Annotated in this window: 27 protein-coding genes; 14 read left to right on the forward strand and 13 right to left on the reverse strand. The window is 69.8% G+C overall.

Annotated elements, in window-relative coordinates:
- Window positions 1-12 precede the first annotated feature (12 nt).
- From ABN611_RS16335 to ABN611_RS16360, 6 genes are all read left to right on the forward strand, one after another.
- Window positions 13-756: a cytochrome c biogenesis protein CcdA gene (locus ABN611_RS16335; protein WP_350280729.1), complete on the forward strand. Its 744-nt coding sequence runs from the start codon at window positions 13-15 to the stop codon at window positions 754-756.
- A 1-nt stretch (window position 757) separates the two neighbouring features.
- Window positions 758-2,344 (forward strand): cytochrome c biogenesis protein ResB, encoded by a 1,587-nt coding sequence (locus ABN611_RS16340; protein WP_350280730.1) that lies wholly within the window; start codon window positions 758-760, stop codon window positions 2,342-2,344.
- Between the two features lie 76 nt (window positions 2,345-2,420).
- Window positions 2,421-3,413, forward strand: a complete 993-nt coding sequence (gene ccsB / locus ABN611_RS16345; protein WP_350280731.1) for a c-type cytochrome biogenesis protein CcsB — start codon at window positions 2,421-2,423, stop codon at window positions 3,411-3,413.
- A gap of 1 nt (window position 3,414) precedes the next feature.
- Window positions 3,415-3,666 (forward strand): DUF4229 domain-containing protein, encoded by a 252-nt coding sequence (locus tag ABN611_RS16350; RefSeq protein ID WP_350280732.1) that lies wholly within the window; start codon window positions 3,415-3,417, stop codon window positions 3,664-3,666.
- Window positions 3,667-3,910: 244 nt separating this feature from the next.
- On the forward strand, window positions 3,911-4,519 hold the full coding sequence (locus tag ABN611_RS16355) for a TetR-like C-terminal domain-containing protein (RefSeq protein ID WP_350280733.1): 609 nt from the start codon (window positions 3,911-3,913) through the stop codon (window positions 4,517-4,519).
- Between the two features lie 56 nt (window positions 4,520-4,575).
- Entirely contained in the window at window positions 4,576-6,144 is a 1,569-nt protein-coding gene (locus tag ABN611_RS16360) for an MFS transporter (protein WP_350280734.1), read from the forward strand.
- Between the two features lie 64 nt (window positions 6,145-6,208).
- Here the strand turns inward: ABN611_RS16360 and ABN611_RS16365 are convergent, their stop codons facing one another.
- From ABN611_RS16365 to ABN611_RS16380, 4 genes are read right to left on the reverse strand one after another with little or no spacing between them, the layout of a single operon-like run.
- A complete protein-coding gene (locus tag ABN611_RS16365; RefSeq protein ID WP_350280735.1) occupies window positions 6,209-6,694 on the reverse strand; it encodes a GNAT family N-acetyltransferase in 486 nt (161 codons plus the stop codon).
- Between the two features lie 37 nt (window positions 6,695-6,731).
- The gene (locus tag ABN611_RS16370; protein ID WP_350280736.1) at window positions 6,732-7,751 is read right to left on the reverse strand and encodes a M48 family metallopeptidase; all 1,020 of its coding nucleotides are present in this window, start codon (window positions 7,749-7,751) and stop codon (window positions 6,732-6,734) included.
- A 19-nt stretch (window positions 7,752-7,770) separates the two neighbouring features.
- Window positions 7,771-8,103 (reverse strand): hypothetical protein, encoded by a 333-nt coding sequence (locus ABN611_RS16375; protein WP_350280737.1) that lies wholly within the window; start codon window positions 8,101-8,103, stop codon window positions 7,771-7,773.
- The gene (locus tag ABN611_RS16380; protein ID WP_350280738.1) at window positions 8,100-8,438 is read right to left on the reverse strand and encodes a hypothetical protein; all 339 of its coding nucleotides are present in this window, start codon (window positions 8,436-8,438) and stop codon (window positions 8,100-8,102) included. Before ABN611_RS16380 ends, ABN611_RS16375 begins: the two co-directional genes overlap by 4 nt.
- Before the next feature lie 70 nt (window positions 8,439-8,508).
- Between ABN611_RS16380 and ABN611_RS16385 the strand changes: the two genes are divergently transcribed.
- The gene (locus tag ABN611_RS16385; protein ID WP_350280739.1) at window positions 8,509-9,627 is read left to right on the forward strand and encodes a PLP-dependent cysteine synthase family protein; all 1,119 of its coding nucleotides are present in this window, start codon (window positions 8,509-8,511) and stop codon (window positions 9,625-9,627) included.
- A gap of 549 nt (window positions 9,628-10,176) precedes the next feature.
- Window positions 10,177-10,362, forward strand: coding sequence for a hypothetical protein (locus ABN611_RS16390; RefSeq protein ID WP_350280740.1), 186 nt, complete (start codon window positions 10,177-10,179; stop codon window positions 10,360-10,362).
- Between the two features lie 85 nt (window positions 10,363-10,447).
- Here the strand turns inward: ABN611_RS16390 and ABN611_RS16395 are convergent, their stop codons facing one another.
- Complete coding sequence (locus ABN611_RS16395) at window positions 10,448-11,104, reverse strand: response regulator transcription factor (protein ID WP_350280741.1); 657 nt, start codon at window positions 11,102-11,104, stop codon at window positions 10,448-10,450.
- The gene (locus tag ABN611_RS16400) at window positions 11,101-12,240 is read right to left on the reverse strand and encodes a histidine kinase (RefSeq protein WP_350280742.1); all 1,140 of its coding nucleotides are present in this window, start codon (window positions 12,238-12,240) and stop codon (window positions 11,101-11,103) included. Before ABN611_RS16400 ends, ABN611_RS16395 begins: the two co-directional genes overlap by 4 nt.
- 160 nt (window positions 12,241-12,400) lie before the next feature.
- On the opposite strand from ABN611_RS16400, the gene ABN611_RS16405 reads away from it, so the two are divergent.
- Window positions 12,401-12,877, forward strand: coding sequence for a DUF6326 family protein (locus ABN611_RS16405; protein ID WP_350280743.1), 477 nt, complete (start codon window positions 12,401-12,403; stop codon window positions 12,875-12,877).
- On the opposite strand, the gene ABN611_RS16410 is transcribed toward ABN611_RS16405, so the two are convergent.
- Both ABN611_RS16410 and ABN611_RS16415 read right to left on the reverse strand, forming a co-directional pair.
- On the reverse strand, window positions 12,828-14,072 hold the full coding sequence (locus ABN611_RS16410) for an MFS transporter (RefSeq protein WP_350280744.1): 1,245 nt from the start codon (window positions 14,070-14,072) through the stop codon (window positions 12,828-12,830). The genes ABN611_RS16405 and ABN611_RS16410 overlap by 50 nt on opposite strands.
- A gap of 19 nt (window positions 14,073-14,091) precedes the next feature.
- Entirely contained in the window at window positions 14,092-14,964 is an 873-nt protein-coding gene (locus ABN611_RS16415; RefSeq protein ID WP_350280745.1) for a 1,4-dihydroxy-2-naphthoate polyprenyltransferase, read from the reverse strand.
- 287 nt (window positions 14,965-15,251) lie between these two features.
- Here ABN611_RS16415 and menE point away from each other — a divergent pair, with 287 nt between their 5' ends.
- From menE to menD, 3 genes are read left to right on the forward strand one after another with little or no spacing between them, the layout of a single operon-like run.
- On the forward strand, window positions 15,252-16,352 hold the full coding sequence (menE, locus tag ABN611_RS16420; protein WP_350280746.1) for an o-succinylbenzoate--CoA ligase: 1,101 nt from the start codon (window positions 15,252-15,254) through the stop codon (window positions 16,350-16,352).
- Window positions 16,349-17,272, forward strand: a complete 924-nt coding sequence (locus ABN611_RS16425; protein ID WP_350280747.1) for an o-succinylbenzoate synthase — start codon at window positions 16,349-16,351, stop codon at window positions 17,270-17,272. Before menE ends, ABN611_RS16425 begins: the two co-directional genes overlap by 4 nt.
- Window positions 17,269-18,909 (forward strand): 2-succinyl-5-enolpyruvyl-6-hydroxy-3-cyclohexene-1-carboxylic-acid synthase, encoded by a 1,641-nt coding sequence (gene menD, locus ABN611_RS16430; RefSeq protein ID WP_350280748.1) that lies wholly within the window; start codon window positions 17,269-17,271, stop codon window positions 18,907-18,909. Before ABN611_RS16425 ends, menD begins: the two co-directional genes overlap by 4 nt.
- On the opposite strand, the gene mptB is transcribed toward menD, so the two are convergent.
- From mptB to ABN611_RS16450, 4 genes are read right to left on the reverse strand one after another with little or no spacing between them, the layout of a single operon-like run.
- The gene (mptB, locus tag ABN611_RS16435; RefSeq protein ID WP_350280749.1) at window positions 18,896-20,299 is read right to left on the reverse strand and encodes a polyprenol phosphomannose-dependent alpha 1,6 mannosyltransferase MptB; all 1,404 of its coding nucleotides are present in this window, start codon (window positions 20,297-20,299) and stop codon (window positions 18,896-18,898) included. The genes menD and mptB overlap by 14 nt on opposite strands.
- Window positions 20,300-20,339: 40 nt before the next feature.
- Complete coding sequence (locus ABN611_RS16440; RefSeq protein WP_167205529.1) at window positions 20,340-21,104, reverse strand: ABC transporter permease; 765 nt, start codon at window positions 21,102-21,104, stop codon at window positions 20,340-20,342.
- Window positions 21,101-22,087 (reverse strand): ATP-binding cassette domain-containing protein, encoded by a 987-nt coding sequence (locus ABN611_RS16445; protein ID WP_350280750.1) that lies wholly within the window; start codon window positions 22,085-22,087, stop codon window positions 21,101-21,103. The genes ABN611_RS16440 and ABN611_RS16445 overlap by 4 nt, the downstream gene beginning before the upstream one ends.
- 42 nt (window positions 22,088-22,129) lie before the next feature.
- Window positions 22,130-22,762, reverse strand: a complete 633-nt coding sequence (locus ABN611_RS16450) for a PadR family transcriptional regulator (RefSeq protein ID WP_350280751.1) — start codon at window positions 22,760-22,762, stop codon at window positions 22,130-22,132.
- A gap of 55 nt (window positions 22,763-22,817) precedes the next feature.
- Between ABN611_RS16450 and ABN611_RS16455 the strand changes: the two genes are divergently transcribed.
- Both ABN611_RS16455 and ABN611_RS16460 read left to right on the forward strand, forming a co-directional pair.
- Window positions 22,818-23,642, forward strand: coding sequence for a GNAT family N-acetyltransferase (locus ABN611_RS16455; RefSeq protein ID WP_350280752.1), 825 nt, complete (start codon window positions 22,818-22,820; stop codon window positions 23,640-23,642).
- A complete protein-coding gene (locus ABN611_RS16460; protein WP_350280753.1) occupies window positions 23,629-24,384 on the forward strand; it encodes a GNAT family N-acetyltransferase in 756 nt (251 codons plus the stop codon). Before ABN611_RS16455 ends, ABN611_RS16460 begins: the two co-directional genes overlap by 14 nt.
- Here ABN611_RS16460 and ABN611_RS16465 read toward each other — a convergent pair.
- Window positions 24,363-24,977 (reverse strand): MBL fold metallo-hydrolase, encoded by a 615-nt coding sequence (locus ABN611_RS16465; RefSeq protein WP_350280754.1) that lies wholly within the window; start codon window positions 24,975-24,977, stop codon window positions 24,363-24,365. The genes ABN611_RS16460 and ABN611_RS16465 overlap by 22 nt on opposite strands.
- Window positions 24,978-24,979: the final 2 nt, after the last annotated feature.

Below are 24,979 nucleotides of genomic sequence, written 5' to 3' on the forward strand. Positions count from 1 at the left end.
AGGCGCAAGCTGATGGGACAGTGGTTCGCCGACTCGATGACGGGTTCGATGCTGGTCGCGCTGCCGATCGCGGTGCTGGCCGGAGCGATCTCGTTCTTCTCGCCGTGCGTCGTCCCGCTGCTGCCGGGCTACCTGTCATACGTCACCGGCCTGTCCGCCGCCGAGCTCGGCTCGAGCAAGCGCGGCCGGATGCTGGCCGGTACGGCGTTGTTCGTCGCGGGGTTCTCGGCGGTGTTCATCCTCACCGGCGTGCTGTTCGGCACGGCCGGTGACCTGCTGATCGAGCACCAGACCACGATCACCCGGGTGCTCGGCGCGCTGACCGTCGTACTGGGGGTCGTCTTCCTCGGCGGATTCGGGTTTCTGCAGAAGGACATGCGAGTGCATCGGGTGCCGGCGGTCGGGATCGCGGCGGCGCCGCTGCTCGGCGTACTGTTCGGGTTCGGGTGGACGCCGTGTATCGGGCCGACGCTCGGGACCGTGATGACGCTGGCCACGACCGAGGGCAGCACCGGGCGCGGCGCGACGCTGGCCTTGGTGTTCAGCCTGGGGCTGGGGATCCCGTTCATCGTGGCGGCGCTGGCGTTCCGGCGGATGCTGGCCGCGGTGGCGTGGGTGCGCAAGCACCAGGTGCTGGTGATCCGGATCGGCGGCGTACTGATGATCGCGGTGGGACTGCTGCTGCTGACGGGAGTGTGGGATGCGATGACCGCGGACCTGCGGCAGTGGGTCGCCAACTTCGGATCGGCGGTCTGAGATGACGGAAGTCAAGGACCGGATCGCCGCCGCCTCCGGGCCCGAGGAGCCGGGGACGCCGCCGGCGCTGGGGTTCGTCGGCTGGATGCGCTGGATGTGGCGGCAGCTCACGTCGATGAAGACCGCGCTCGTGCTGCTGTTCCTGCTCGCGCTCGGCGCGGTCCCCGGGTCGCTGATCCCGCAGACCGGGATCGACCCGATCAAGGTGTCGGACTTCCTCACCGAGCACCCGAAGCTCGGCCCGCTGTACGACAAGCTCGGGCTGTTCGACGTCTACAAGTCGGCGTGGTTCTCGGCGATCTACCTGCTGCTGTTCATCTCGCTGATCGGCTGCGTCGTACCGCGGCTGTCGGTGTACCTGAAGGCGCTGCGGGCGCGCCCGCCGAAACCCCCGCGGAACCTGAACCGCCTGCCGGGGTACGAGCGCTTCGAGGTCGACGAGCCAGGTGATGTCCTCGAGGTCGCGACCCGCGAGCTGCGCAAGCGCCGCTTCCGGGTGCAGGCGTACGACGGCGCGGTCGCGGCCGAGCGCGGTTACCTGCGCGAGGCCGGCAACCTGCTGTTCCACTTCTCGCTGATCCTGGCGCTGGTCGGGGTCGCGTGGGGCTCGCTGTTCGGGTACCGCGGCACCGTGCTCGTTGTCGTGGGCAACGGTTTCGCGAACTCCGTCGCGCAGTACGACGACTTCACGCCGGGCCGCGCGTTCAGCGGTGACGACGACCTGCCGCCGTTCTCGCTGACCGTGAAGGACTTCGAGGCGAAGTTCCAGGAGGACGGCCCGCAGCGGGGCGCGGCGCGCGAGTTCAAGGCGCAGCTGACCTACCAGGAGACGCCGGACGCGCCGGAGAAGTCGTACCAGCTCGAGGTCAACCACCCGCTGAAGCTCGACGGCAGTTCGGTCTACCTGCTGGGGCACGGCTACGCGCCGCGCGTGACGGTGAAGGACGGGCAGGGGAGCGTCGCGTTCTCCGGGCCGGCGCCGTTCCTGCCGCAGGACGGCAACTTCTCGTCGTTCGGCGTGGTCAAGGCGCCGGACGCGCGACCGACGACACTAGGGTTCGAGGGCTTCTTCCTGCCGACCGCGGTGATCGCCGACAACGGCCCGGTGTCGGTGTTCCCCGACGACCTGAATCCGGCGCTGGTGATGACCGGGTACTACGGCCGGCCGCAGCCGGAGACCGGGAAGCCGGAGTCGGTGTACCAGCTGGACAAGTCGAAGCTGACGCAGTTCACCAAGGACGGCGACAAGTGGCGGTTCCAGCTCGCGCCCGGGCAGAGCGTGCAGCTGCCGGACAAGGCCGGGTCGCTGACGTTCGACGGGTACAGCCGCTGGGTGAAGCTGCAGATCAGCCACACGCCGGGCACCGACCTCGCGCTCGCGGGCGTCCTGCTGGCGATCCTCGGGCTGATGGGCTCGCTGTTCGTGCACCCGCGCCGTACCTGGGTGCGGGTCCGCGAGCAGGACGGGCGTACCGTTGTCGAGGTCGCCGGTCTGGACCGCGGCCCCGAGCGCGGCCTCGGCGACGAGATCCAGGCCGTCACCGCACGTTTGAAACCAGCCAGCTCGAGCACCGAGGAGCAGCCATGAGCGAACGGAGTGAGCTCATCATCAAGCACAGCGCCCGATGTGCCTCATCCGCGCCCGGAGCGAAGCGAGGACGCGGATGAGCGTGGAGACCTACGCGCAAGTCTCCAACCTGCTGATCCCGACCGCCACGGTCGTCTACGCCCTGGCGATGGTCTCGCACGCGATCGAGTGGGCCCTCGGACGCGCCGCCGTCGCGAAGACCGTGAAGCAAGAGGTGCTGGTTGCCTCGAGCGGTGAGGCTGTCTCCGGTGGTACGTCGGACGCGCCTGCCGACGTACCTGCCGCTGAGGAGCCCGCTTCGACCGAGCGGATGGATGCGGCGAGCCGGATCGGGCTGCTGCTGACCTGGCTGGGATTCGTGTTGCACCTCGGCGGTGTCGTGACGCGCGGGCTGGCCGCGGAGCGGGTGCCGTGGGGGAACATGTACGAGTTCTCCATCACCGCGTCGCTGGCGGTGTCGATCGTGTACCTCGTCTTCGTGCAGCGGTACAAGCTCCAGTGGCTCGGCCTCGGCGTGACGCTCATCGTGGCCGGGGTCCTCGGCCTCGCCTCGCTGGCGCTCTACACGCCGGCCGGTCCGCTCGTACCGGCGCTGCACTCCTACTGGCTCGTGATCCACGTGGCGGCGGCCGCGATCTCCGGTGGCGCGTTCACCGTCGGCGGCCTGATCTCGGTGCTGTACCTGGTGAAGGCCCGCGCCGAGCGCCGGGTGCTGGCCGGCGGCACGATGTCGGCCGCCGTACGCCGGCTGCCGAGCGCCGAGGCGATGGACGGTACGGCGTACAAGGTGCTGGCGTTCGCGTTCCCGCTGTGGACGTTCGGCGTCCTCGTCGCGGGCCCGATCTGGGCGGAGTACGCCTGGGGCCGGTACTGGGGCTGGGACCCGAAGGAGGTCTGGTCGCTGGTCACCTGGGTGGTGTACGCCGCCTACCTGCACGCCCGCGCGACCGCGGGCTGGCGGGGCCGCCGGGCCGCGACGATCGCGATCGTCGGCTGGCTGGTGTTCATCTTCAACTTCGTCGGGGTGAACCTGATCGTCTCCGGCCTGCATTCGTACGCCGGGGTGTGACATGAAGGAGTTCGGCATCTACACGGGGCTGCGCGCGGCCCTGTTCGCGGTCTGCCTGGGCGTGCTGTGGCTGGCGCTGCGCACCTGGCTGACGATCTGGCCGATCGCGCTGCTCGCGCTGCTGGTGTCCTCGATCCTGTCGATCTTCGTCCTGCGCGCCGCCCGGGAGCGGCTCGCCGGCAAGATCGAGACCCGCGCCGAAAGGATCTCCACCCGCCTCGAACAGGCCCGCTCGGCCGAGGACGACGACTAGCCCTCGCCTAGGACAACCACTGGGGACCTCGGACAGCTGACCAGCTGTCCGAGGTCCCCAGTCGCTTGTCCGCGGTCCCGCTGCCGCGGTGCGGCGTACCAGTGGCCAAGTGGTACGGAGAGTGATGTAGGCCACTGCCGACTTTCTCGGAAAACCATTTGTGCATTCCTTCACATGAGTCGTAACGTGGTGGATGAAACGAAACCGTTTCGTTCTATCCGTGTTCTCGTAGCTACTCAGGGTGATGAAGGTGGATGTGGCAGGCGTGCGGCAGCGGCCGCGGGTCGAAGGCGGGCGTGAGGAGGAGATCCTCGACGCGACCGTCGCGGTGGTGGCCGAGCTCGGCTACGACCGGCTGACCATGGACGCGGTGGCGACCGCGGCGAAGGCCAGCAAGGCCACGCTCTACCGGCGCTGGTCCACCAAGGCCGAGCTGGTCGTGGACGCGATCAGCCGGGCGAAGGGCTGCCCGATCCCGGAGGACGTCGACACCGGCAGCCTGCGCGGCGACCTGATCTCGATGTCGTGCGGCGACGGCGGCTTCACCGACGAGATGCCGATGTCGGTGATGGCGGGCCTGTTCACCGCGCTGCAGCGGGACGCCGAGCTGAAGCAGGCGGTCCAGGACCGGTTCCTGGCGCCGCGGCTCGCGCTCGTGACCGAGATCTACGAGCGCGCCGTACGGCGTGGCGAGCTCGCGCCCGACGTCGACATCCAGCTGATCACGGCGACGCTGCCCGCGGTGATCATCTACCACGCCTTCGTCCTCGGCATCGAGCCGACCGACGACCTGATCCTGCGAGTGATCGACAACGTGATCCTGCCTGCGGCGCGGGGGTCGCAGGCGAGCTGACCGGTGAGGGGCCGGTCCGCGACCAGCAACAGTCTGCCAAGAGGGGAAACTTCCACATGTCCGAAGAAGTCATCAACGCCGATCCGCCGGGCGGCCGGCCGGTCGACGCCGGGACCGCCAAGGAGCCGAACGCCCACGGCCACCGCAACCTCGGCATCGCGCTCGCGCTGATCTGTATGGCGCAGCTGATGGTGGTGCTGGACGGCACCATCGTGAACATCGCGTTGCCGCACATCAAGAACGAGCTGGGCTTCAGCGACGCGACGCTGCCGTGGGTGGTCAACGCCTACGCGCTGGCGTTCGGCGGTCTGCTGCTGCTCGGCGGCCGGATCGGCGACATCATCGGCCGCCGCAAGGTGTTCGTGTTCGGCGTCGTGCTGTTCGGCCTGGCGTCGTTCGTCGGCGGTATCGCGCAGAGCGAGAGCGTGCTGCTCGCCAGCCGGATCCTGCAGGGTGTCGCGGCCGCGGCCGCCTCGCCGAACGCACTGGCGCTGATCACCACGACGTTCCCGGCCGGCAAGGAGCGCAACCGCGCGATGGCCGTGTACGCCGCGATGTCCGGCGCCGGCGCCGCGATCGGCCTGATCCTCGGCGGCGCGCTGACCGAGGCCGACTGGCGCTGGACGTTCTTCATCAACACGCCGATCGGCCTGCTGGTGGCGGTCGCCGCCTTCCGCTACCTGGGTGAGTCGGAGCGCCAGACCGGCAAGTTCGACCTGCCGGGTGCGGTCACCGGGACCGCCGGTCTCACCTCGCTCGTCTACGGCCTCACCAACGCGGCCACCGACGGCTGGGGCGACCGCTGGACGCTGACCTTCATCCTCGGCGGCCTGGCGCTGCTGGCGATCTTCCTGGTCATCGAGGCCCGCTCGCGGCACGCGCTGATGCCGTTCCGGATCCTCGCGAACCGGACCCGCGGCGTGAGCTTCTTCGTGATGCTGATCGTCGGCGCGGCGATGTTCTCGATGTTCTACTTCCTGGGCATCTTCGTGCAGTCGATCATGGGCTACAGCGCGATCAAGACCGGTCTGGCGTTCCTGCCGTTCAGCGTCGGCATCGTGCTGGCGGCGCAGGTCGCGTCCACCCTGGTGGCGCGGATGGACCCGCGCTGGATCTCCGGCGCCGGCGGCGTGCTGGTCGCGGGCGGCATGTTCGGGTTCAGCCGGCTCGCGGTCGACTCGTCGTACCTGACCGACCTGCTCCCGTACATCCTGGTGCTGTCGTTCGGTATGGGCCTGATCTTCGTCCCGCTGACGCTGACCGCGGTCAGCGGCGTGGCGGCGGAGGACTCGGGTGTCGGTTCCGCCGTCCTGAACACCGTGCAGCAGATCGGCGGTGCGGTCGGCCTGGCGCTGCTGGGCACGATCTCCACGAGCGCGATCAAGGACAAGTTCACCGAGCTGGCCCCGGGTCTGCAGAAGGCGGCCGAGTCGGGGCAGTCGCCGGAGCAGCTCAAGCAGCTGGAGGGCCAGTTCACGGCGCTCGCCACGACGCACGGGTTCACCCGGGCGTTCATCTGGTCGGCCTTCCTGGCGCTCGGGGCCGCGGTGGTCACGCTGGTCGGCCTGTCGATCAAGCACAAGGACCTGGCCACCGACGGCCAGAACGCCGTCCACATGGGCTGATCCGCCCCGCAGTACGCGAAGGGCCCGCTTCCCGGGAGGGGGGAAGCGGGCCCTTCGTCCTGTCTCAGAGCTGCTTGCGCATCATCGTGAGGCGTTCGAGGACGCCGTCGGTGGCCGGCTCCTCGACCTCGCGGTCGTCGGTGAAACCGCTGCGCAGGTAGAGCGCGTGGGCCGCGTCGTTGCCGACCGCAACCGAGAGCTCGAGGGTGTGGGCGCCGGCGCCGCGGGCCCAGTCCTCGACGGCCGTCATCAGCCGGTCGCCGACGCCGCGCCCGCGGCCGGCCGGGGCCACCCACATCGACACGAGGTGGGCGAGGCCGGGCTCGTCCGCGAGGAAACCGCCGGCCATGCCGACCGGTGTCCCGTCGAGCGCGGCCACGACTTGGTAGGCGCCCGGGGCGCTCAGGCGTTCCCGCCAGCGGTCCTCCGAGGCGTCCACCCAGTCGGCGAGCCGGGAGCCGAACGCGTACGGCGCCTCTTCCAGAGCCGCGAGCCGCAGCTCACGCCAGGTCTTCCAGTCGTCCGGGCCGATGTCCTGTACGTCGATCACGCGGACAGGATCCCCGGTCGGGGCGCCGTACCGCGAATCAGTTTCGCGGCGGGAACTTCGACGACACCCAGTCGCGGACGCCGCCGAGGCCGTCGCCGAGATCGCGGAGGAACTTGGCCAGCGGGTCCTGCGAACGGTTGAACGCCTCGGTGTAGGACTTGGCCGCGTTCTTCGCCTCCTGCGAGATCGACGCGTCGGCGTCGTCCTGGCGTCGCGGGTAGTCGCCGGAGACGATCGTCGTGTACTCGCCCTCGTCGACCCAGCGGCGCAGCTCGTGCGCCCGGATCACGGCCAGCGGGTGCGACTGCGCCTCGAGCAGCAGCAGCTTCAGCACGCTGTCGCGCAGGTCGCCGGCGCTCTCGTACTCCGTCCCCTGCGCCAGGAACGCGGTGGTGTCGAGCTCGCTGAGCTGACCGCCGCTCGCGAGCTTCATTTGGACGCGCAGCGCGACGGCCGGGTCCTGGACTGCGAGCAGACCGGCCCGGTCGCCGGACAGCTCGGCCTTGCGGGACCACTCGTGCAGGGCGGCGATGATCGCGCGCAGGCCCAGCGCGCCGATCGGCATCCAGTTGAACGCGCCGGTGAGCCGCATCAGCCAGAGCAGCAGCGACTGGTACAGGGCGTGGCCGCTCTGCGCGTGGCCGAGCTCGTGCCCGAGGACGAACCGCAGCTCCTCCTCGTCCAGACCCTGCAGCATCGCGCTGTTGACCACGATGAACGGCTTGTCCATGCCGATCGTGACCGCGTTCCAGATCGGGCTGTTGGTGACGTACAGCTCGGGGAGCTGCCGGACGTCCAGGGTGGAGCCGGCCTCGGTGTAGAGCCGGTGCACGGTCGGGAACTGCCGCTCGTCGACCCGGATCGCGGAGCCCAGGAACTGCAGCCGGAACGCCCGCTCGTTGATCAGCCCCGACATCTTCCGCAGGACGTAGTCGAAGCCCTTCAACTGCCGCAGCGCCACCAGCGCGCCGCGGTCCGCGGGGTGCTCCCACGCCCGCGAGCTGATGTCGGTCAGCGTCACCCGCTGCCGCGTCGGCCGATCACTGTTCTCGGTCATCGTTCCCCCTGCCCGGTCGTCATGGGTTCCGACAGTAGCTCGCATCCGGGGTCCTGCGGGGATTCAGCAGCACCGCGAGCAACCCGGTCGGGAGCCAGCCGAGCGGCACGGACCACCACCCGAGGCCCTGGCTCGTCGCGAGCGCCGTCACCGCCAGCGAGAGCGCCGTACCGCAGAACCAGTACCAGAGCGCGTTCCAGCCCCGGTACTGGGTGGCGCGGCGGTGGCCGACCCAGGCGAGGGCGAGGGTCGCGGGCAGGGCCAGGACGATCGCGCCGACGGTGACGATCGCGAAAATCACCGCGACCTCGGCAGGCGAGAACTCGATGGGTCCGAGCGGCAGCCTGGTCATCGGTATCCCCATTCGACGGGCGGCTGGGGGCGGGTCCGGGCGACGTACAAGGCGAAGCAGACGGCTGGCGTCGACAGCAGCGGGGCCGCCCACCAGCCGATCTGGAAGAAGACGCCGACGGCTGCCGGCGGCATGGACAGGACCGCGCCGATCAGCCCGTACCCCAGGGCGTGACCGGCCCGGTGGCGGGTTGCGGTGCGGTAGCCGGCGACGGCCAGTGCGACGGCTCCCGGGAGGGCGGCGTACGCGCAGATTCCGACGACGACGGCGAGGATCTCCGCGATCTCGGCGGGCGTGAAGTCGATCAGCAACGGCAGGCTCACAGCTGTCATCATTCCGGCGGCGTACGGCGCTCACCGAGCGTAGGAATACTCAAATCGGCCCGTACGTCTTAGCCTGGCCCGCATGAGTGAGGTTGACGGGGTGTGCCGCGAGATCGACCGGCGGGACGAGAAGGCGCGCGCGTGGGTGTCCGAGGCGATCCGGATCGTGGACGCCGACGCCAACCGGAGCGCGGACACGCATCTGCACGTGTTCCCGATGCCGGAGGGTATGGGGGTCGACCTGTACCTCAAGGACGAGTCCGTGCACCCCACCGGCTCGCTCAAGCACCGGCTCGCCCGGTCACTGTTCCTGTACGCCCTGTGCAACGGCTGGATCCACGAGGGCACCGCGGTGATCGAGGCCTCCAGCGGCTCCACCGCGGTCAGCGAGGCGTACTTCGCCCGCCTGCTCGGGCTGCCGTTCATCGCGGTGATGCCGGCCTCCACCAGCCCCGAGAAGGTCGAGCTGATCGAGTTCTACGGCGGCCGCTGCCACTTCGTCGAGCGCTCCGGCCAGATCTACGGTGAGGCCAAGCGCCTCGCCGAGGAGACCGGCGGACACTACATGGACCAGTTCACGTACGCCGAACGCGCGACGGACTGGCGCGGCAACAACAACATCGCCGAGTCGATCTTCGGCCAGCTGTCCCTGGAGCAGCACCCGATCCCGACCTGGATCGTGGTCGGCGCCGGCACCGGCGGTACGTCGGCCACGATCGGGCGGTACGTGCGCTACCAGCGGTACGACACGTCCGTCGCGGTCGTGGACCCGGAGAACTCGGCGTTCTTCCCCGCCTTCGAGGCCGGCGACCAGGAGTTCTCCACCGGCCGCCCGTCCCGCATCGAAGGCATCGGCCGCCCGCGCGTCGAACCGTCCTTCGTCCTCGGCGTCGTCGACCGGATGATCGCCGTCCCCGACGCCGCGTCGATCGCCGCGATGCGGTTCTGCTCCCGCGTCACCGGCCGGCTGGTCGGCGGCTCCACCGGCACCAACCTCTGGGGCGCACTCCGCCTGGCCGCCGAGATGCGCCGTACCGGAGCCCGCGGCAGCATCGTCACCCTGCTGTGCGACAGCGGCGAACGCTACGGCAACACGTACTACGACGACGCCTGGCTACGCACCAGCGGCATCGACATCACGCCGTACACCACCACCCTGGAAACCTTCGCCACGACCGGCGCGTGGACCGAACCGGAGTAGACGTGGTGTGAGGTGGTTCGCCCCACAGCGTGCTACGCGGGCGGCAGGTGGTGACGGGTGGAGGTGGTTTGCCCCCGCAGCGTGCTGTGCGGGCGCTTCCTTCGTCGCTGCGCTCCTCAGCGCGCCCGCTTCGTGCGCTCCCACCCACCCCGTTGTGACGGCTTGGCCGACGTGCTGGTCGGACGGACGGTCGTTGGTGGTGCCAGTGATGACTACCCGGGTGAGGTCAACGAGCCGGACGACGGCAACTCGCCTAGGCTGTTGATAGCGTCCCGGGCATGGCCCGGATCTTGGTGACTGGGATGTCAGGTGTCGGCAAGAGCACCGTCCTCGACGAACTCCGGCGCCGTGGCCACTTCACCGTCGACACCGACTACGACGGCTGGGTCCTGCCCGACGCCACCTGGGACGAGCCACGCATGGCCCAGCTCCTGGCCGACCACCCCGACGTGATCATCTCCGGCACCCGTCGAGAACCAGGGCCATTTCTACGACCGCTTCGACCACATCGTCCTGCTCAGCGCGCCACTGCAGGTCCTCATCGACCGCGTGAGCCGCCGTACGAACAACCCCTACGGCAAAACCCCAGAACGACAAGCCGAGATCGCCAACTACGTCCAAACCGTCGAACCCCTACTCCGCCGCGGCGCAACGGTGGAGCTCGACGGCCGGCGACCACCCACCGAACTCGCCGACACCATCGAGAGCCTGCTCACCAACAGGGTGGCGGACTAACGCGTTCTCGTACGGATGAGCGGTAGGGGTGGTGCTGCGGTTGGCTGCGCGATCGAACCGGGCCGGCGCTGCGATCCGTGCCCCGTTAATCGGCTCTCACGCGTCTGGTGTCGTAGGCCCACAGTGCGATTTCGACTCGGTTGCGGGCTCCGAGTTTGGTCATCAGGGAGGCTACGTGGGTCTTGACGGTGCTCAGGCCGACGAAGAGTTCGGTGGCTATCTCGGCGTTGGTGCGGCCTCGTGCCACCAGTGCGAGGACCTCCTCCTCGCGGTCGGTGAGCGGGTCGATGGGCTGGACCGGTACGGCCGGCGCCTGGCCGGCGAAGGTCGCCAGTAGCCGGCGGGTGACGTTGGGGGCGATCAGGGCGTCCCCGTTGGCCGCCGCGTGGATGGCCTGTACGAGGAGCTCCGGCCCGGCGTCCTTGAGCAGGAAGCCCCGGGCGCCGGCGCGGAGGGCGCCGAGGACGTACTCGTCGAGGTCGAAGGTTGTGATCACGACGACCGCCATCGGGTCGGCGACGCCCTCCCCGGCCAGCCGCCGGGTCACTTCGATGCCGTCGAGCCCAGGCATCCGGATGTCGGCGAGGAGGACATCGGGACGCAGGCGGGTCGCCAGGTCGAGCGCCGCGCGCCCGTCTGCTGCCTCCCCTACGACCTCGATGCCGGGTTGCGCGCCGAGGATCATGACGAGTCCGGTCCGGACCAGGTCCTGGTCGTCGGCCACGACGACGCGGATGCTCATGCCCGCGCCTCCACCGGCAGCACGGCCTCGACCACCCAGCCGCCCTCGGGCCCCGGCCCCGCGGAGAGCGATCCGCCGAGGAGCTGGGCGCGTTCGGCCATACCCTGCAGGCCGAACCCAGGCTCGGGCGCCGGCCCCGGCTCGGTCCGTCCGTCGTCGCTGACACGCAGCCTGACGGCGTCGCCCTCCCGGCGTACGTCGATCCCGACGCGGGTCGCGCTCCGGGCGTGCCGTACGGCGTTGGTCAGCGACTCCTGCGCGAGCCGGTAGAGCGCGGCGTCCACGGGGCGTGCCAGCCGGGTCAACGAACCGTCCAGCGAGACCTCGACGGTGGGCGTCGCGTTGGCGCGCGCCAGAGCTGGCAGGTCCGCGACACCCAGCTGCGGTGAGTAGGCGACGGCTTCCTCGTCACGCAGTACTCGCACCACAGATCTCATCTCCGCCAGGGTTCGGGACGCTTCGGACTCGATCGCGGCCAGGACCTCGGCAGCCTTCTCAGGCTGGATGCCGGCCACCACGCGACCGGCCTGCGCCTGCACCGCGATGGCCGAGACGTGGTGGGCCACGGTGTCGTGCAGGTCGCGAGCGAGCGCCACCCGCTCCTGATTGCGGATCTCGCGCTGTTGGCGATGCCAAAGGTCCGCGCGGTAGCGGAACACCGCCGCGAGGGCGACGAACAACAGCAAGAGGACGCTCCCGCCGAAAGCGTCGGCCCAGCCCGGGGAGGAGGCATACATCCCCAGCGCGACGACAACCGTCACGAACGCGATCCCCAGGACGATCTCCCGTCCCGAGCCCCACCGCACCAGGGAGTAGAGCAGGATCAGGACGGCCAGCATGGAGTAGAGGCCGAGGTCCGCGGCCTGCGCAGTCAACTGGAAGACCGAGAGCAGCCCGGCGACGCCCCATCCGACCAGGGCGGCCACCAGGGGGCGGCTCCGCCGCCAGAGCAGGGCAGGTATCAGCGCCAATGCGAGCACCATCACAAGGGGCCGCCAGGCCAAGCCCGGCCGGGCGATGCCCTCGGCCAAGGCGGCGGCCGCGAACACGCCCACCAGCAGCCAGTCGAAACGACCGATGGGCGGGGCGTCAGCAGGCCGCGGCTCGTGCCAGATGGAGCGCCGGACAGTGTCCACGGCTCCAGCCTAGGGTTCGGCGCCCCTCGGCGTACCAACCGAAAGAACGAGTCAGGGATCATGCCATCGGCCAGGCGACCTCCGGCCTCCGGGCCGATGTGCCCGCCGCAGGGCTTCGCGATCGTGGACGCACCGATCCTCACCACACACGGAGCCAAGGATGAGTACACGTCAAGCCACACCACTGGAAGACCAGCCGGTCCCGGTGCGAGCCAAGCTCGCCGCAGCGTGGACGAGCTTCATGTTCCTGTACGCGTACGTCGACATTCTCAACTTCTTCACGCCTGGCGTCGTCGAAGAGATCCTCGACGGCAGGGTCTTCGAGTTCGACCTCTCCCAGACCTTTTCGACCACGGCGCTGGCCCTCGTGGGCATCCCGATCCTCATGGTCGTGCTGTCGATGACGCTGCCCGCCCGGGCGAATCGCATCGCGAACCTCGTCGTCGCCGCGCTCTACGTCCCCGTCACGGCGTTCAACCTGGTGAGCGAGTCCTGGCTGTACTTCTACGGCCTGGGCGTCGCACTGGAACTGATCCTTCTCGCCCTCATCCTGCGCTACGCCTGGACCTGGCCCCTGGCCCGGCAGGTCAGGTCATCGGATGCGCCCACGAGCGGGCGATGGCCAGGCGGGCTGTGATCAGTAGGCAGATTGTGGCCTGGGCGCCGCCGGCCAGGAGCAAGTACGGGCGGGGGCCTAGGTGTTCGATGAGGGTGCCTGCGATGGGGGCGCCTGCGGTGGTGGCGGTGTAGTAGGTCAGGACGTAGAGGGCCATGACCCGGCCGCGCATGGTGGGCGGGGAGGCCAGTTGGACTGTGGAGTTGGCGGAGGCGTTGACGAGCATGGTTGCGGCGCCGACGCTGAGCAGGATTCCGCAGAACACCAGTTGGGTCGTGGCGGCCGCGGCCGCGATGTAGAGGAGCGAGAGGGCGGCTGCGAACGCCATCAGGGTGCGTAGGCGTGTGCGACCGAGTCTGGCGGAGACTAGTGCTCCTAGCAGGGCGCCGGCGGCTACTACGGTGTTGAAGAGGCCGTAGCCGCTGGCGCCGCTGTGGAAGACGTCTTTGGCGTACGGCGCCAGTACGACGGGCAGGTTCGCGGTGAAGAGCCCGAACAGGCTGACCAGGAGTGTCGGCCAGAGGATGTCGGGGCGTTGGGCGGCGTACCTGAGGCCGGTGCGCAAGCGGGCGCGTTGCGGCGGCCGGGTTCGTACTTGCTCGCTGCGCATCCTGGTCAGCGCCAGGATCGGGACGACGTACGACGCTGCGGTGATCGCGAACGACCAGCCGACGCCGGCCACGCCCATCAGCACGCCACTCAGTGCGGGCCCGATGAGGCCGGCTAGTTGCAGGGCTGCGCTGTTGAGGCTGACTGCGTTGCGTAGCTGGGTCGAGCCGACCAGTTCGTGGACGAACACTTGCCGTGCCGGGGTACTGAGGGCGGCGGTGATTCCGGTGCCTAGGGCAATCAGTTGTAGGTGCCATGCCTGCACGACTTGGGTGAGGGTCAGGGCGGCCAAGAGCGCCGCCAGCACAGCGAAGCCCGCGTAGGAGAGCTGCACGATCCTGCGCATCGGGTAGCGGTCGGCGAGTGCTCCGCCCGGCACGGTGAGCAGGAGAGTGGGCAGGCTCTGCAAGGCGATGGTCAGTCCGACCGCCGCGGGGCTGCCGGTCAGGCTCAGTACGAGCCAGTCCTGGGCGATGCGGAGGACCCAGGAGCCTGTGGACGAGCTGACGCTGCCGGCCATGTACAGCCGGAAGTCGCGGTTCCGCAGCGAGCTGAACGTGGTGGTGCGCGACGGGTTGGCTCTGTCGGCCCCCTTGGTGCTGCTCATGGGGCTGGCCGGCGTGGGTTCAGCTGCCGAGGGCCAGGCCTAGGCCGAGGCCGACGGCGTAGAGGAGCTCGGTCAGGCCGGTGAATTTGAGGACCGGGATCAGGGCGGGGCCTACTGCGTCGCTCAGGACGATTCGAGTGGACTTCACTGCCAGGGGGAGAGCTATGAAGGCGAGGAGCGCCCAGGGGGTGGCGATGGCGGAGACTGCGGCCAGGACGAAGGCCAGGGTGGTCAGGGCGGCGTAGAAGCGGCGGGACAGGGCGGCGCCCAGCACCACTGCCAGCGTGCGCTTGCCGGTTTCCGAGTCGGTGGGGATGTCCCGGAGGTTGTTGGCCACCAGGAGGGCGCAGGCGATGGCGCCTACTGAGACGGCGCCGGCGATGGCTGTCCAGTGGAGGGTTTCGGCTTGGACGTACGTCGTACCCAGGACGGCTACGAGCCCGAAGAAGAGGAAGACGCTGACCTCGCCGAGGGCTCGGTAGCCATAGGGGCGTTTGCCGCCGGTGTAGAACCACGCGCCGAGCAGGGAGGCGGCGCCGGCCACCAGGAGCCACCAGGTGGTGGTGGCGCAGAGGACGATGCCCAGGGCGGCGCCGATCGCGAAGCAGGCGAAGGCGGCGGTCTTCACTGCGCGCGGAGTGGCCACCTTGGAGCCGACGAGGCGGAGCGGGCCGACGCGGTTCTCGTCTGTGCCGCGGATACCGTCGCTGTAGTCGTTGGCGTAGTTGACGCCGATCTGCAGGGCCAGGGCGACACCTAGGGCGAGGAGTGCCTTCCACCAGACGAAGGCGTCCAGGTACGCCGCGGCGCCGGTTCCGACGAGTACGGGGGCGATCGCGGCAGGCAGGGTGCGGGGGCGGGCGCCTTCGACCCACTGGGCAGGGGTGGCCATGACCGTCGATTCTGTCAGCCACACGGCCGACCACGCGGACCGGGCTCGCACCGACCACGCGGACCGGGCTCGCACCGACCACGCGGACCGGGCTCGGACCGCCACGGTCCCGCCACGGTCCCGCCCCTGTCCACGCCCCGCGAGTCGTGGATTCTGGCGGTGTTTCGAGAGCCGTGTTCCACGACTCGGCGATCGGGTTCGGAACCTTTCTCCACGGCTCGATGCGTCGGCTTGGTCGTTGGGCGGGCGCGAGGGGCGGAGGCGGTGGGCCGTACGCTCGGAGTGTCATGAGTACTTTGCGACTGGTTCCGGGGGCGCCGGACGGGGTGTTGGCGGCGCTCGCTGGGGTGTTGGACGGGAGCGGAGGGCCGTTTGCGCCGGTGCCGGGGGATGCGGTGGGGGCTGCTCGGGTTCGGGAGGCGGTGGTGCCCGAGGAGCCGGTGGACGAGGGGACTGCTGTGGTGTTGACGACCTCTGGGTCGTCGGGGGAGCCGAAGGGCGTGGTGCTTTCGCGGGACGCGCTGGTGGCGTCGGCGGCAGCTACGCATGAGCGGCTTGGCGGGCCGGGGCAATGGCTGTTGCCGATGAAGCCCTACTTTGTGGGTGGGTTGCAGATACTCACGCGGTCGTTGGTGGCGCGTACGTCGCCGGTGGTGTTGGGCGACAGTTTCACGGAGAGCGCCAAGCAGTTGACAGGCACCAGGCGGTACACGGCGATGGTGCCGACCCAGCTCGCGCGCTACCTGGAGACGGACCTCGAAGGGCTCCGGGTGTTCGACGCGATCGTCATCGGCGGTGCGGCGACCCCGGCAGCGCTCAAGGCCAGGGCTGCGGCAGCCGGCGTGAACGCGATTCCGGCGTACGGGATGACCGAGACCGGTAGTGGGTGTGTGTACGACGGAGTGCCGTTGGACGGTACGTCGATACGGCTCGACGGCGGGCGGATTCTGATCAAGGGGAACACGTTGTTCTCCGGGTATCGGTTGAAGCCGGAGCTCACCGCGGAGGTACTGCGGGACGGGTGGTTCCGGACGCAGGACCGTGGGGAGATCGTCGACGGGCGGCTGCGGGTCGTCGGCCGGGTGGACGACGTGGTCATCTCTGGTGGCGTCAACGTCACGCTGACCACGGTGCAGGCGCGGCTGCTGGAGCATCCGAAGGTGCGGGACGCCGTGGTGCTGGGTGTGCCCGACGCCGAGTGGGGGACGAGAGTGGTCGCCTTCGTGGTCCCGGAAGCCGAGGATCCGGCCCGGGACGAGCTCCGCGACTGGGTCAGCGAGACGTTGCCGCGGACCTGGGCGCCGCAGGACGTCGTTCAGCTCCCGGAGCTGCCGATGCTTGCTTCGGGCAAGGTTGACCGGCAGCGGTTGCTGGAGGGCGTGCGGTGATCACCTACTCGATCCACCTCAAGAACAAGTTCCGCGGCATCACCGTGCGCGAAGGGATGCTGTACGAAGGCCCCGCGGGCTGGGCCGAGTGGAGCCCGTTCCTGGACTACGACGACGCCACCTGTGTCTCCTGGCTGCGGGCAGCGCGCGAGGCCGCCGAGGAAGGCTGGCCGAAACCCCTCCGGGACAAGGTGCCCGTCAACTGCACCGTGCCGGCCGTAGACGCCGAGAAGGCCGCAGCCATTGTCAGAGCCTCCGGGTGCAGTACAGCGAAGGTCAAGGTCGCAGAGCCGGGCCAAACGCTCGCCGACGACCTGGCACGCGTGGAAGCAGTACGCGACGCCATCGGAAACGGAAACGTCCGCATCGACGCCAACGGCCTCTGGTCGGTAGACGAAGCCGTGAAGAACCTGAAGGAGCTGCAGCGGTTCGACCTCGAGTACGTCGAGCAGCCGTCGGCAACCGTGGAGGAGTTGGCGGAGGTACGGCGGCGGACCGCCGTACCCGTAGCTGCCGACGAGTCGATCCGGCGCGCCGAGGATCCGTTGCGCGTCAAAGCGCTCGACGCGGCGGACATCGCCGTACTGAAGGTCCAGCCCATCGGCGGTGTCCGTGCCTGCCTGCAGATCGCGGAGCAGATCGGACTGCCCGTAGTGGTGTCGTCAGCCCTCGAGACCTCGGTCGGCATCGCAGCAGGCGTCGCGCTCGCCGCGGCGCTCCCAGAGCTCCCGTACGCGTGCGGTCTGGCGACAGTCTCGATGTTCACGCGAGACGTCACCGCCGAGCCACTGCTCCCGGAAGACGGCTTTCTCCCGGTCAGGCGCGTCGTGCCGGACCCGGACCTACCAACGGCGGATGCGGCCCGTACGGCGGCGTGGAACGAGCGCTTGGCTCGCGTGCAGAAGAGGAGTGCCGGATGAACCCGTCCACGGCTTTCGCGACCGTAGTGGTCGACGAGCTGATCCGCTGCGGCGTACGCGAGGCAGTGGTGTCCCCTGGCTCCCGCAGCGCGCCCCTGGCCCTGGCGCTCGCAGCCGCCGACCGTGACGGCCGCCTACGCCTGCACGTCCGCATCGACGAGCGTACGGCGGGCTTCCTGGCCGTCGGGCTGATGCGCGGCACCGGACTGCCGGTGCCCGTGGTGACAACCTCAGGTACTGCGGTAGCGAACCTGCACCCCGCTGTACTGGAGGCGTCGCACAGCGGCCTCCCGCTGATCGTGCTGAGCGCGGACCGCCCACCTGCCCTGCGAGGCAGCGGTGCGAACCAGACGACCGACCAGATCAAGGTGTTCGGCTCTGCGGTCCGTCTGTTCCACGAGATGGGTACGCCGGTCCGCGAGGTCGGCCAGGTGGCGTACTGGCGGTCACAGGTCGCGAGAGCCGTGGCCAACGCGACAGGTGCCCGTTCTGCGGACCCCGGACCGGTACAGCTCAACTGCCCGCTCAGCGAGCCACTGGTCCCTACCGACGGACCTGAATGGCCGGAACCGCTCAACGGCCGCAGCACCGGACCGTGGACCGCGGTGCACCCGGCAAGCACCCAGGCGACTGCAGTCTCCCCAGGCCCCAAGACGGTGGTCGTTGCTGGTGACGGGGCCTCCCAAGCGGCCCGGCTGGCGGCCGAAGCCGGTCGATGGCCGCTTTTCGCAGAGCCGTCCAGTCGGGCCCGCACCGGCCCATCGGTCGTCGCTGCCTACAGGTTGTTGCTGCAGGCAAGCGCGCTCGCGGACGAGATCGAGCGCGTCCTGGTCTACGGCCACCCGACCCTGTCGCGGCCGATCTCGAAGCTGCTCGCCCGGCCCGACGTCGAGCTGGTCGTGGTGGCACCGACCGGACTGTGGCCGGATCCGGCGCGCCGCGCCAAGGCGGTGGTGACAGCCCTCGAGGTGACTGACCCCGACACGACCGACTGGCTCAGCCGATGGCAGCACGCCGACGAAGCAGCTCGTCCGGAGATCGACAAGCTCCTCGCGGACGGCCTCAGCGGACCGCGCGTCGCGGCGATCGTCGGCGAAGCGGCCGGCGCCGACGGCATGCTCGTCGTCGCCTCCTCGAACCCGGTCCGCGACCTCGACCTGGCCCCGGTCGTCCCGATCCGTACGATCGCTAACCGCGGCCTGGCCGGCATCGACGGCACGATCTCCACCGCTGTCGGCGCGGCCCTGGCGAACGCCGGCCCGACGTACGCGCTGATCGGTGATCTCGCCTTCCTGCACGACAGCAACGGCCTGGTGATCGGCCCCGACGAGGCCCGCCCCGACCTGCGGATCGTCGTCGTGAACGACAACGGCGGCGGCATCTTCTCCACCCTCGAACAGGGCGACCCCACGCACGCCACGCACTTCGAGCGCGTCTTCGGCACGCCGCACGACGTCGACCTGTCCGCACTGTGCGCCGCCACCGGTACGCCGTACACGCTGGTGGAGACCGCCGACGCGCTGCGGGCCGCACTCGCCCCCACTGTGGCAGGGCTGGACGTGATCGAGGTACGGATCGCCCGCGACAACCACCGCCCGCTCAACCAGGCCTTGGTCGCGGCGCTCAAGCAGCTGTAACAGGCACCTTCCGCGCCGGCTGCAACGTCCGCAGGTGGTTCAGCAGCGGCAGCGCGATCGCGATCACCAGCGCGGTCGTGGTGAGGATCGGGATCGTCGCGCCGCGCAGTGAGGAGTTCAGCGGCGCGGCGATCGTGAAGATCAGGCTGACGGCGGTGATGATCGTCGTCAGCCGGCGACCGGGACGCGCCACGGCCAGGAACGGCAGGCACCACAGGAAGTACCAGTCGTGCGCGCTCGGCCCCAGTACGACGACCGCGAGCAGCGCGACACCCACAGCCCGCGCCGCGTAGTGGATCGACGACCGCAGACTCAGGTAGGCGATGAGGCCGAGCGCTGCCACGATACCGACCAGCCGGACGATCTGCAGAGCCTGCTCCGCCGCGGTGTCCTCACCCAGCCAGCTGAGGACGCCGGACGCGGCCATGCCGATCAGGTTGGCGATGGAGAACGGTGAACGGACCAGACCAGGTACGTCGAGCGCACCGAGCCACCCGGAGCCGACACCGGTCAGCGCACCGATCGTCACCAGCGTCAGCACGGACACAGCTCCCGCGATAGCGAGGCTGGCGAACCGCAGTACCCGTCCGGCCAACGGGCTCATCACAGCAGCGATAGCGATCACCACCAAGCCACCGGGCAGCTTCACTGCGGCCGCAACACCGGCCACGACAGCCGCCGTACCCCAACGACCGGTCAGTGCGAGAGCGAAGGCGCTGCAGGCGAGCCCCAGCATCAGTACGTCGTTGTGGGCCGCGCCGATGCCGTGGGTGATCAGCATGGGGTTCAGCACCACGAGCCAGGTCGCGACAACCGGGTCGACACGACAGGCGGTGGCCAGCCGCGGTACTGCCCAAGCGATGAGGACCAGGCCGAGTACGGCGAGCAGGCGGTGCGCCAGCATCAGCACGTACGGGTCCATGGTGAGGTGGGCGACCAGACCGCCGTACGCGAGTGGCAGCGGCCCGTACGGCGCAGGTGTCTGCATCCACATCGGGTCGACCGCCTCGATGATGTGCCCGGACAGTACTCCGGGGCCCACGTCGTACGGGTTGTAGCCCTCGGCCACGAGCGCGCCCTGCGCCGCGTAACTCCAGGCGTCGCGGCTGAACAGCGGCGGCGCCAGCAACAGCGGTGCGCTCCAGTACGCCGTCATCCGCAGCAGCGGCAGCCGTTCGCCCGCCATGACGCGCCTGCCCGCGGTCAGCCAGGCCCAGGCCATCAGCCCGAGCCCGGCCACCATGAACGTCAGCCCAACCATCCGGCCGGGCAGCGAGTGCCGTAGCGGGATGGGGTCGACCCAGGACGACTCCGGTACCACCGAGGTCACCAGACTCGCCAGCGCGACTACAACAGCGCCGACGACCCCACGGACCATCGGCGAACGCATGGCCGGACCGTAGCCCGGCCATGCGACGACACGATGAACATCAAGCGGATTCCTTGCGGAAGGTTCTTGCCCCGACAGCCAATCCGATGACGGTCAGCAGCACCACCCAGAACAGGCCCCACAGCGACGACGAGCTGCTGATGTCGCCGCGGAACAGGGCGCGGACGCCGTTCACCACGTGCTTCAACGGGCTGATGTCGGACAGCCGCTGCAGCCACGTCGGGCCGATCTGCATCGGCAGCAGGATGCCGGACAGCAGCAGGAGCGGCATGGCGATGCCGTTCAGCAGCGGCGCCAGCGCGTCCTCGCTCTTCGTGATGAGCGCGACGGAGTACGACAGCGAGGCGAACGTGGCGCCCAGCAGCGCGACGATCACCAGCGACAGCAGTACGCCGCCCCACGGCGCGCGCAGGCCCAGTGGCAGCGCGGCGAGCAGCAGGAGCATCGACTGCACCACGAGCACCACGACGTCCCGCAGTACCCGCCCCGCCATCAGCGCGATCCGGGAGGCCGGGGTGACCCGGTCGGCCTCGATCACGCCGGCCCGGTACTCCGCGATCAGCCCGAAGCCGACGAACATCGCACCGAACATGCCGAGCTGGACGATCAGGCCGGGGATGAACACCTGGTAGGCGTTCGTGGTGGCGCCCTGACTGATCTGGGCGGTGATCGGCTTCAGCAGCGGGCCGAACAGGAACAGGTACATCAGCGGCTGGCTGAGCATCAGGATCGACCACATCGGGTTCCGCAGCGACAGCCGCATCGCCCGGTGGAACACGATCCACGTCTCACGGAGGACAGTCATGCCACAGTCTCCTTCTCCTCAGATACCACGGCGTCCTCGTCGCGCAGCGAGCGGCCGGTCATGGTCAGGAACACGTCGTCGAGCGTCGGCCGGTGCACCTCGACGCCGTCGAGCTCGATGCCCTGGGCGTCGATCGACCGGAGCAGCCCCGGCAGCACCGACCCGCCGCGCGGGATCCGGAACCCGACCACGTCGCCGTCGGTCTCGACCTGGGTCGCGCCGGGCAGCTCCTGGACGATCTTCGTCACGGCCGGCGCCTGCGCCGGGTCGGCGAGGCTCAGCCGGACCGCGTCGCCGGAGACCTGCTGCTTGAGGTTGTCCGGCGTACCGGAGGCGACGATCCTGCCGTGGTCGATGACCAGGATCCGGTCGCAGAGCGCGTCCGCCTCGTCCAGGTAGTGCGTGGTGAGGAAGATCGTCGCGCCGCGGTCGCGGAGACCGCGGATGTGCTCCCAGAGGTTCGCCCGGGCCTGCGGGTCGAGGCCAGTGGTCGGCTCGTCCAGGAAGATCAGCTTCGGGTCGTGGATCAGGCCCATCACGATGTCCAGGCGGCGGCGCTGCCCGCCGGACAGCGTCTTGCATTGGCGCCGCCAGAGGCCGGGCAGGTCGAGCTCCTCGAAGAGCCGCTGCCCGTGCTCAGCCGCCTGCGCTTTCGGTACCCCGTACAGCCGGGCGTGGTCGACCACCTCGTCGCCGGCCACCGCCTCGGGCAGCGTGGAGCCGCTCTGTGGGACGTACCCGATCCGGCGGCGGACCCCGACCGGGTCCTTGGCGAGGTCGCAGCCGGCCACGGTCGCGGTCCCCGACGTCGGCTTGATCAGCGTCGCCAGCATCCGCATCGTGGTGGTCTTGCCGGCCCCGTTCGGGCCGAGGAAGCCGACGATCTCGCCGTCGGCCACGTCCAGATCAACCCCCTGCACGGCCTGGACCGGGCCCCGCTTCGTCTTGAAGGTGCGGACAAGCCCGCGTGCTTCGATCATCATGCGAGCCAGTCTGAGTGATCAACTTTGACTAGTCAAACTTGATTAACGCGCGTCCGGCGGGTCCGGGATCTCCCCCCAGTGGGTCACCATGCCCGGATGCGGCTTCCAGTCGGCGGGCTCGCCGGCGAACGCGTAGGCGCCGTCCCGGATCCGGTCCAGGAACTCCCGGGTCCAGCGCAGCTCGCCGTCGTCGCGGGCCGTCGTGATCCGGAACATCTCGACCACGTGGTTCGGCGTTCCGGGGTCCTCGAGCACCTGCCGCTCGGCGAACGGCGCCGACTTCGCGAGCGACTCCAGCTGGCTGACCCGGGCCTCCATCGCCGCGATCACCTCGTCGCGCCGCAGCGACCACAGGAAGCTCAGCGTGGCCTGCATCCGGTCGGGGTGGAAGCTGTCGACCGTCCACAACATCTCCCGCAGCAGCGAGAAGTACTCCGTCTCGCCGTCGGCGGTCAGCTTGTACGACGTCCGCCCGGGCCGGTGCGAGCCGTCGTCCTCGAGCTCCTGCAGGTAGCCGTGCTTGGCCAGCGTCCGGAGCCCGGTGTAGATCGAGCCGGGGTTGATGTTCGCCCAGCTCTCGACCTTCCAGGTCATCAGCTCACGCCGCAGCTGGTACCCGTACGCCGGCTGGAAGATCCGGACGATCCCGAGCAGCAACAACCGCGTGGTCGACATGCCCGCAGTGTAAATCCGGGGCCGCGCGACCGGTCGCAGGCGTACGCTCCGGGTTATGGATGTGCGCGTGACGAGCGATCCACGGGCGTTCGAGCAGGCCGTGTTCCCTTTCCTGCAACAGGATCCGGTGCTGCACACGATCATCATGAGCAACGTCCACGAGCGTGCGAACGGCACCGCCCGCGCCGAGGACGAACCGTCGTACTTCGTCTCGGTCCACGACCCGGACGTGGTCGGTGTCGCGATGCGGACCCCGGGCCGCGGCGTGTACCTCGGCGCCCTGTCCGAGGAGCTCGCCGTACCGATCGCCGACGCGTACACCGACGTCCTGCCGGACCTGGTCGGTGTCGCCGGTGACCATCTCGCCGCGCGGGCCTTCGCACGCCGCTGGTGTGAACGCCGCGGCGGCAGCGCGACCGAGGGTCGGGGGACGCGGCTGCACCAGCTGGTCGAGTTCAACCAGGTCGCTGCCGAAGCGGGCGGCCCGCGTCCGATGCGCCCGGACGAGGTCGAACTGGTGGCCGGCTGGGGTCAGGACGGCTTCGCCGAGGAACTGACCTCCGGCCACCGCGAATGGGCCGAGCAGCACCTGGAACACGGCACGCTGTGGATCTGGGAGATCGACGGCGAGCCGGTCAGCATGGCCGGCCATCACCTCGCGCTCTTCGGCGTCTGCCGCGTCGGTCCGGTCTACACACCGCCCGAGCGGCGCCGGCACGGGTACGCCGGCGCGTTGACCGCTCACGTCACCGCGCGGATCCTTGCTGACGGCAACCAGGCGTGTCTCTACACCGACCTCGGCAACCCGACCTCCAACAAGATCTACGCGGCCATCGGCTACCGGCCGGTCCGGGACTTCGTCGACTATGACTTCACTTGATCCGGTCCGGCACGTCGTCCTGCTCGAGGAGCTGGACGCCGGCGGCGTGCGCGTGGTGACGTCCGGCGGCGCGTCCGCGGTGGCCCGGGAGCCGCGCGGGATCCGGCTCGCCGACGTCCCCGCGGACCAGGTCGACGAGCTCGTGACGCGGCTGCTCGACGCGGCGCCGGAGTCGTCCGCGATCGAGGGCGAGGGCGAGGTCGCCGAACGGTTCGCCAACGCCTGGGCCGTTGCCGTCGGCAAGCAGGTCGAGGAGCGCGGCGGCGTCCGCCTGTACCGGCTCGGGCGGCTGCGGATCCCCGACGTACAAGGGGAAGCGCGACCGGCCGGCAAGGGCGACGCCGACCTGTGTGCGGGCTGGCTGACCGAGATGGAGCAGGACGAGGACGCGCGCCGGGGCTGGACGGTGGCACGTTCCGCGGACGAGGACGAGCGCGTCCGGGTGATGATCGCGCAGGGCCGGTTGTGGATGCTCGAGGCCGGCGGCCGGCCCGTTGCGATGGCGGCGCACCGGCCGCCGCAGCGTGGCGTCGTACGACTTGGGCCGATCTACACGCCGCCGGAGTTCAGGCGACGTGGGTACGGCGCCGCGCTGACGGCGCTGGTCGCGCGGAACCTGCAGCCCGCCGAGGTCTGTCTACGCACGGACCTCGGCAATCCGCACTCGCACGGCGTCTACCAGCAGCTCGGCTTCGAGACCGTGGCGGATCTGCGACGGTTTCAGCTGAGCTCGATCGACTGACCAGGGGTCAGCCCGTGGTAGGCGCGCCCGCCGGCCTCGCCGATCCAGCGCTTCATCATGCCGAGACCGATGTCGCTGAGCAGCGCGTTGTGGATGCCGACGGTCTGCTCCGCCTTGACCGACCGGGCATACTCCACGGCCGCGGGCAGCGCGAACCACGGGCCCGAGATCGGCACCAGGTTCGTGTGCACCTCACGGTCCGGCCGCGTGAACGAGTCGCCGGGGTGGTAGACCGCGTCGTCGACCAGGTAGCCGATGTTCTCGCACGGCACGCCCAGCTCCGGCAGGATCACCGCGTGGTCCTTGCCGTACGCGCGGATCGCGAAACCGCCGGCGTCGAACGACTCGCCGTCGGCCACCACCGTCACCCGCTCGTCGTCCAGCTGCGCCGCGACGCCGGCCGTGGTGAAGATCGGCGCCTGCAGGCCGCGCAGCCGCTCGACGTCGACGTGGTCCGGGTGCTCGTGCGTGACCAGGACCGCGTCGGCCCGCTCGAAGGCGGCGTCCTCGCTGAACGTCCCCGGATCGATGAGCAGCACCTTGCCGTCCTTCTCGAGCCGGACGCAGGCGTGTGCGAACTTGGTCAGCTTCACGG

It is taken from the genome of Kribbella sp. HUAS MG21 (assembly GCF_040254265.1).
Classification (GTDB): domain Bacteria; phylum Actinomycetota; class Actinomycetes; order Propionibacteriales; family Kribbellaceae; genus Kribbella.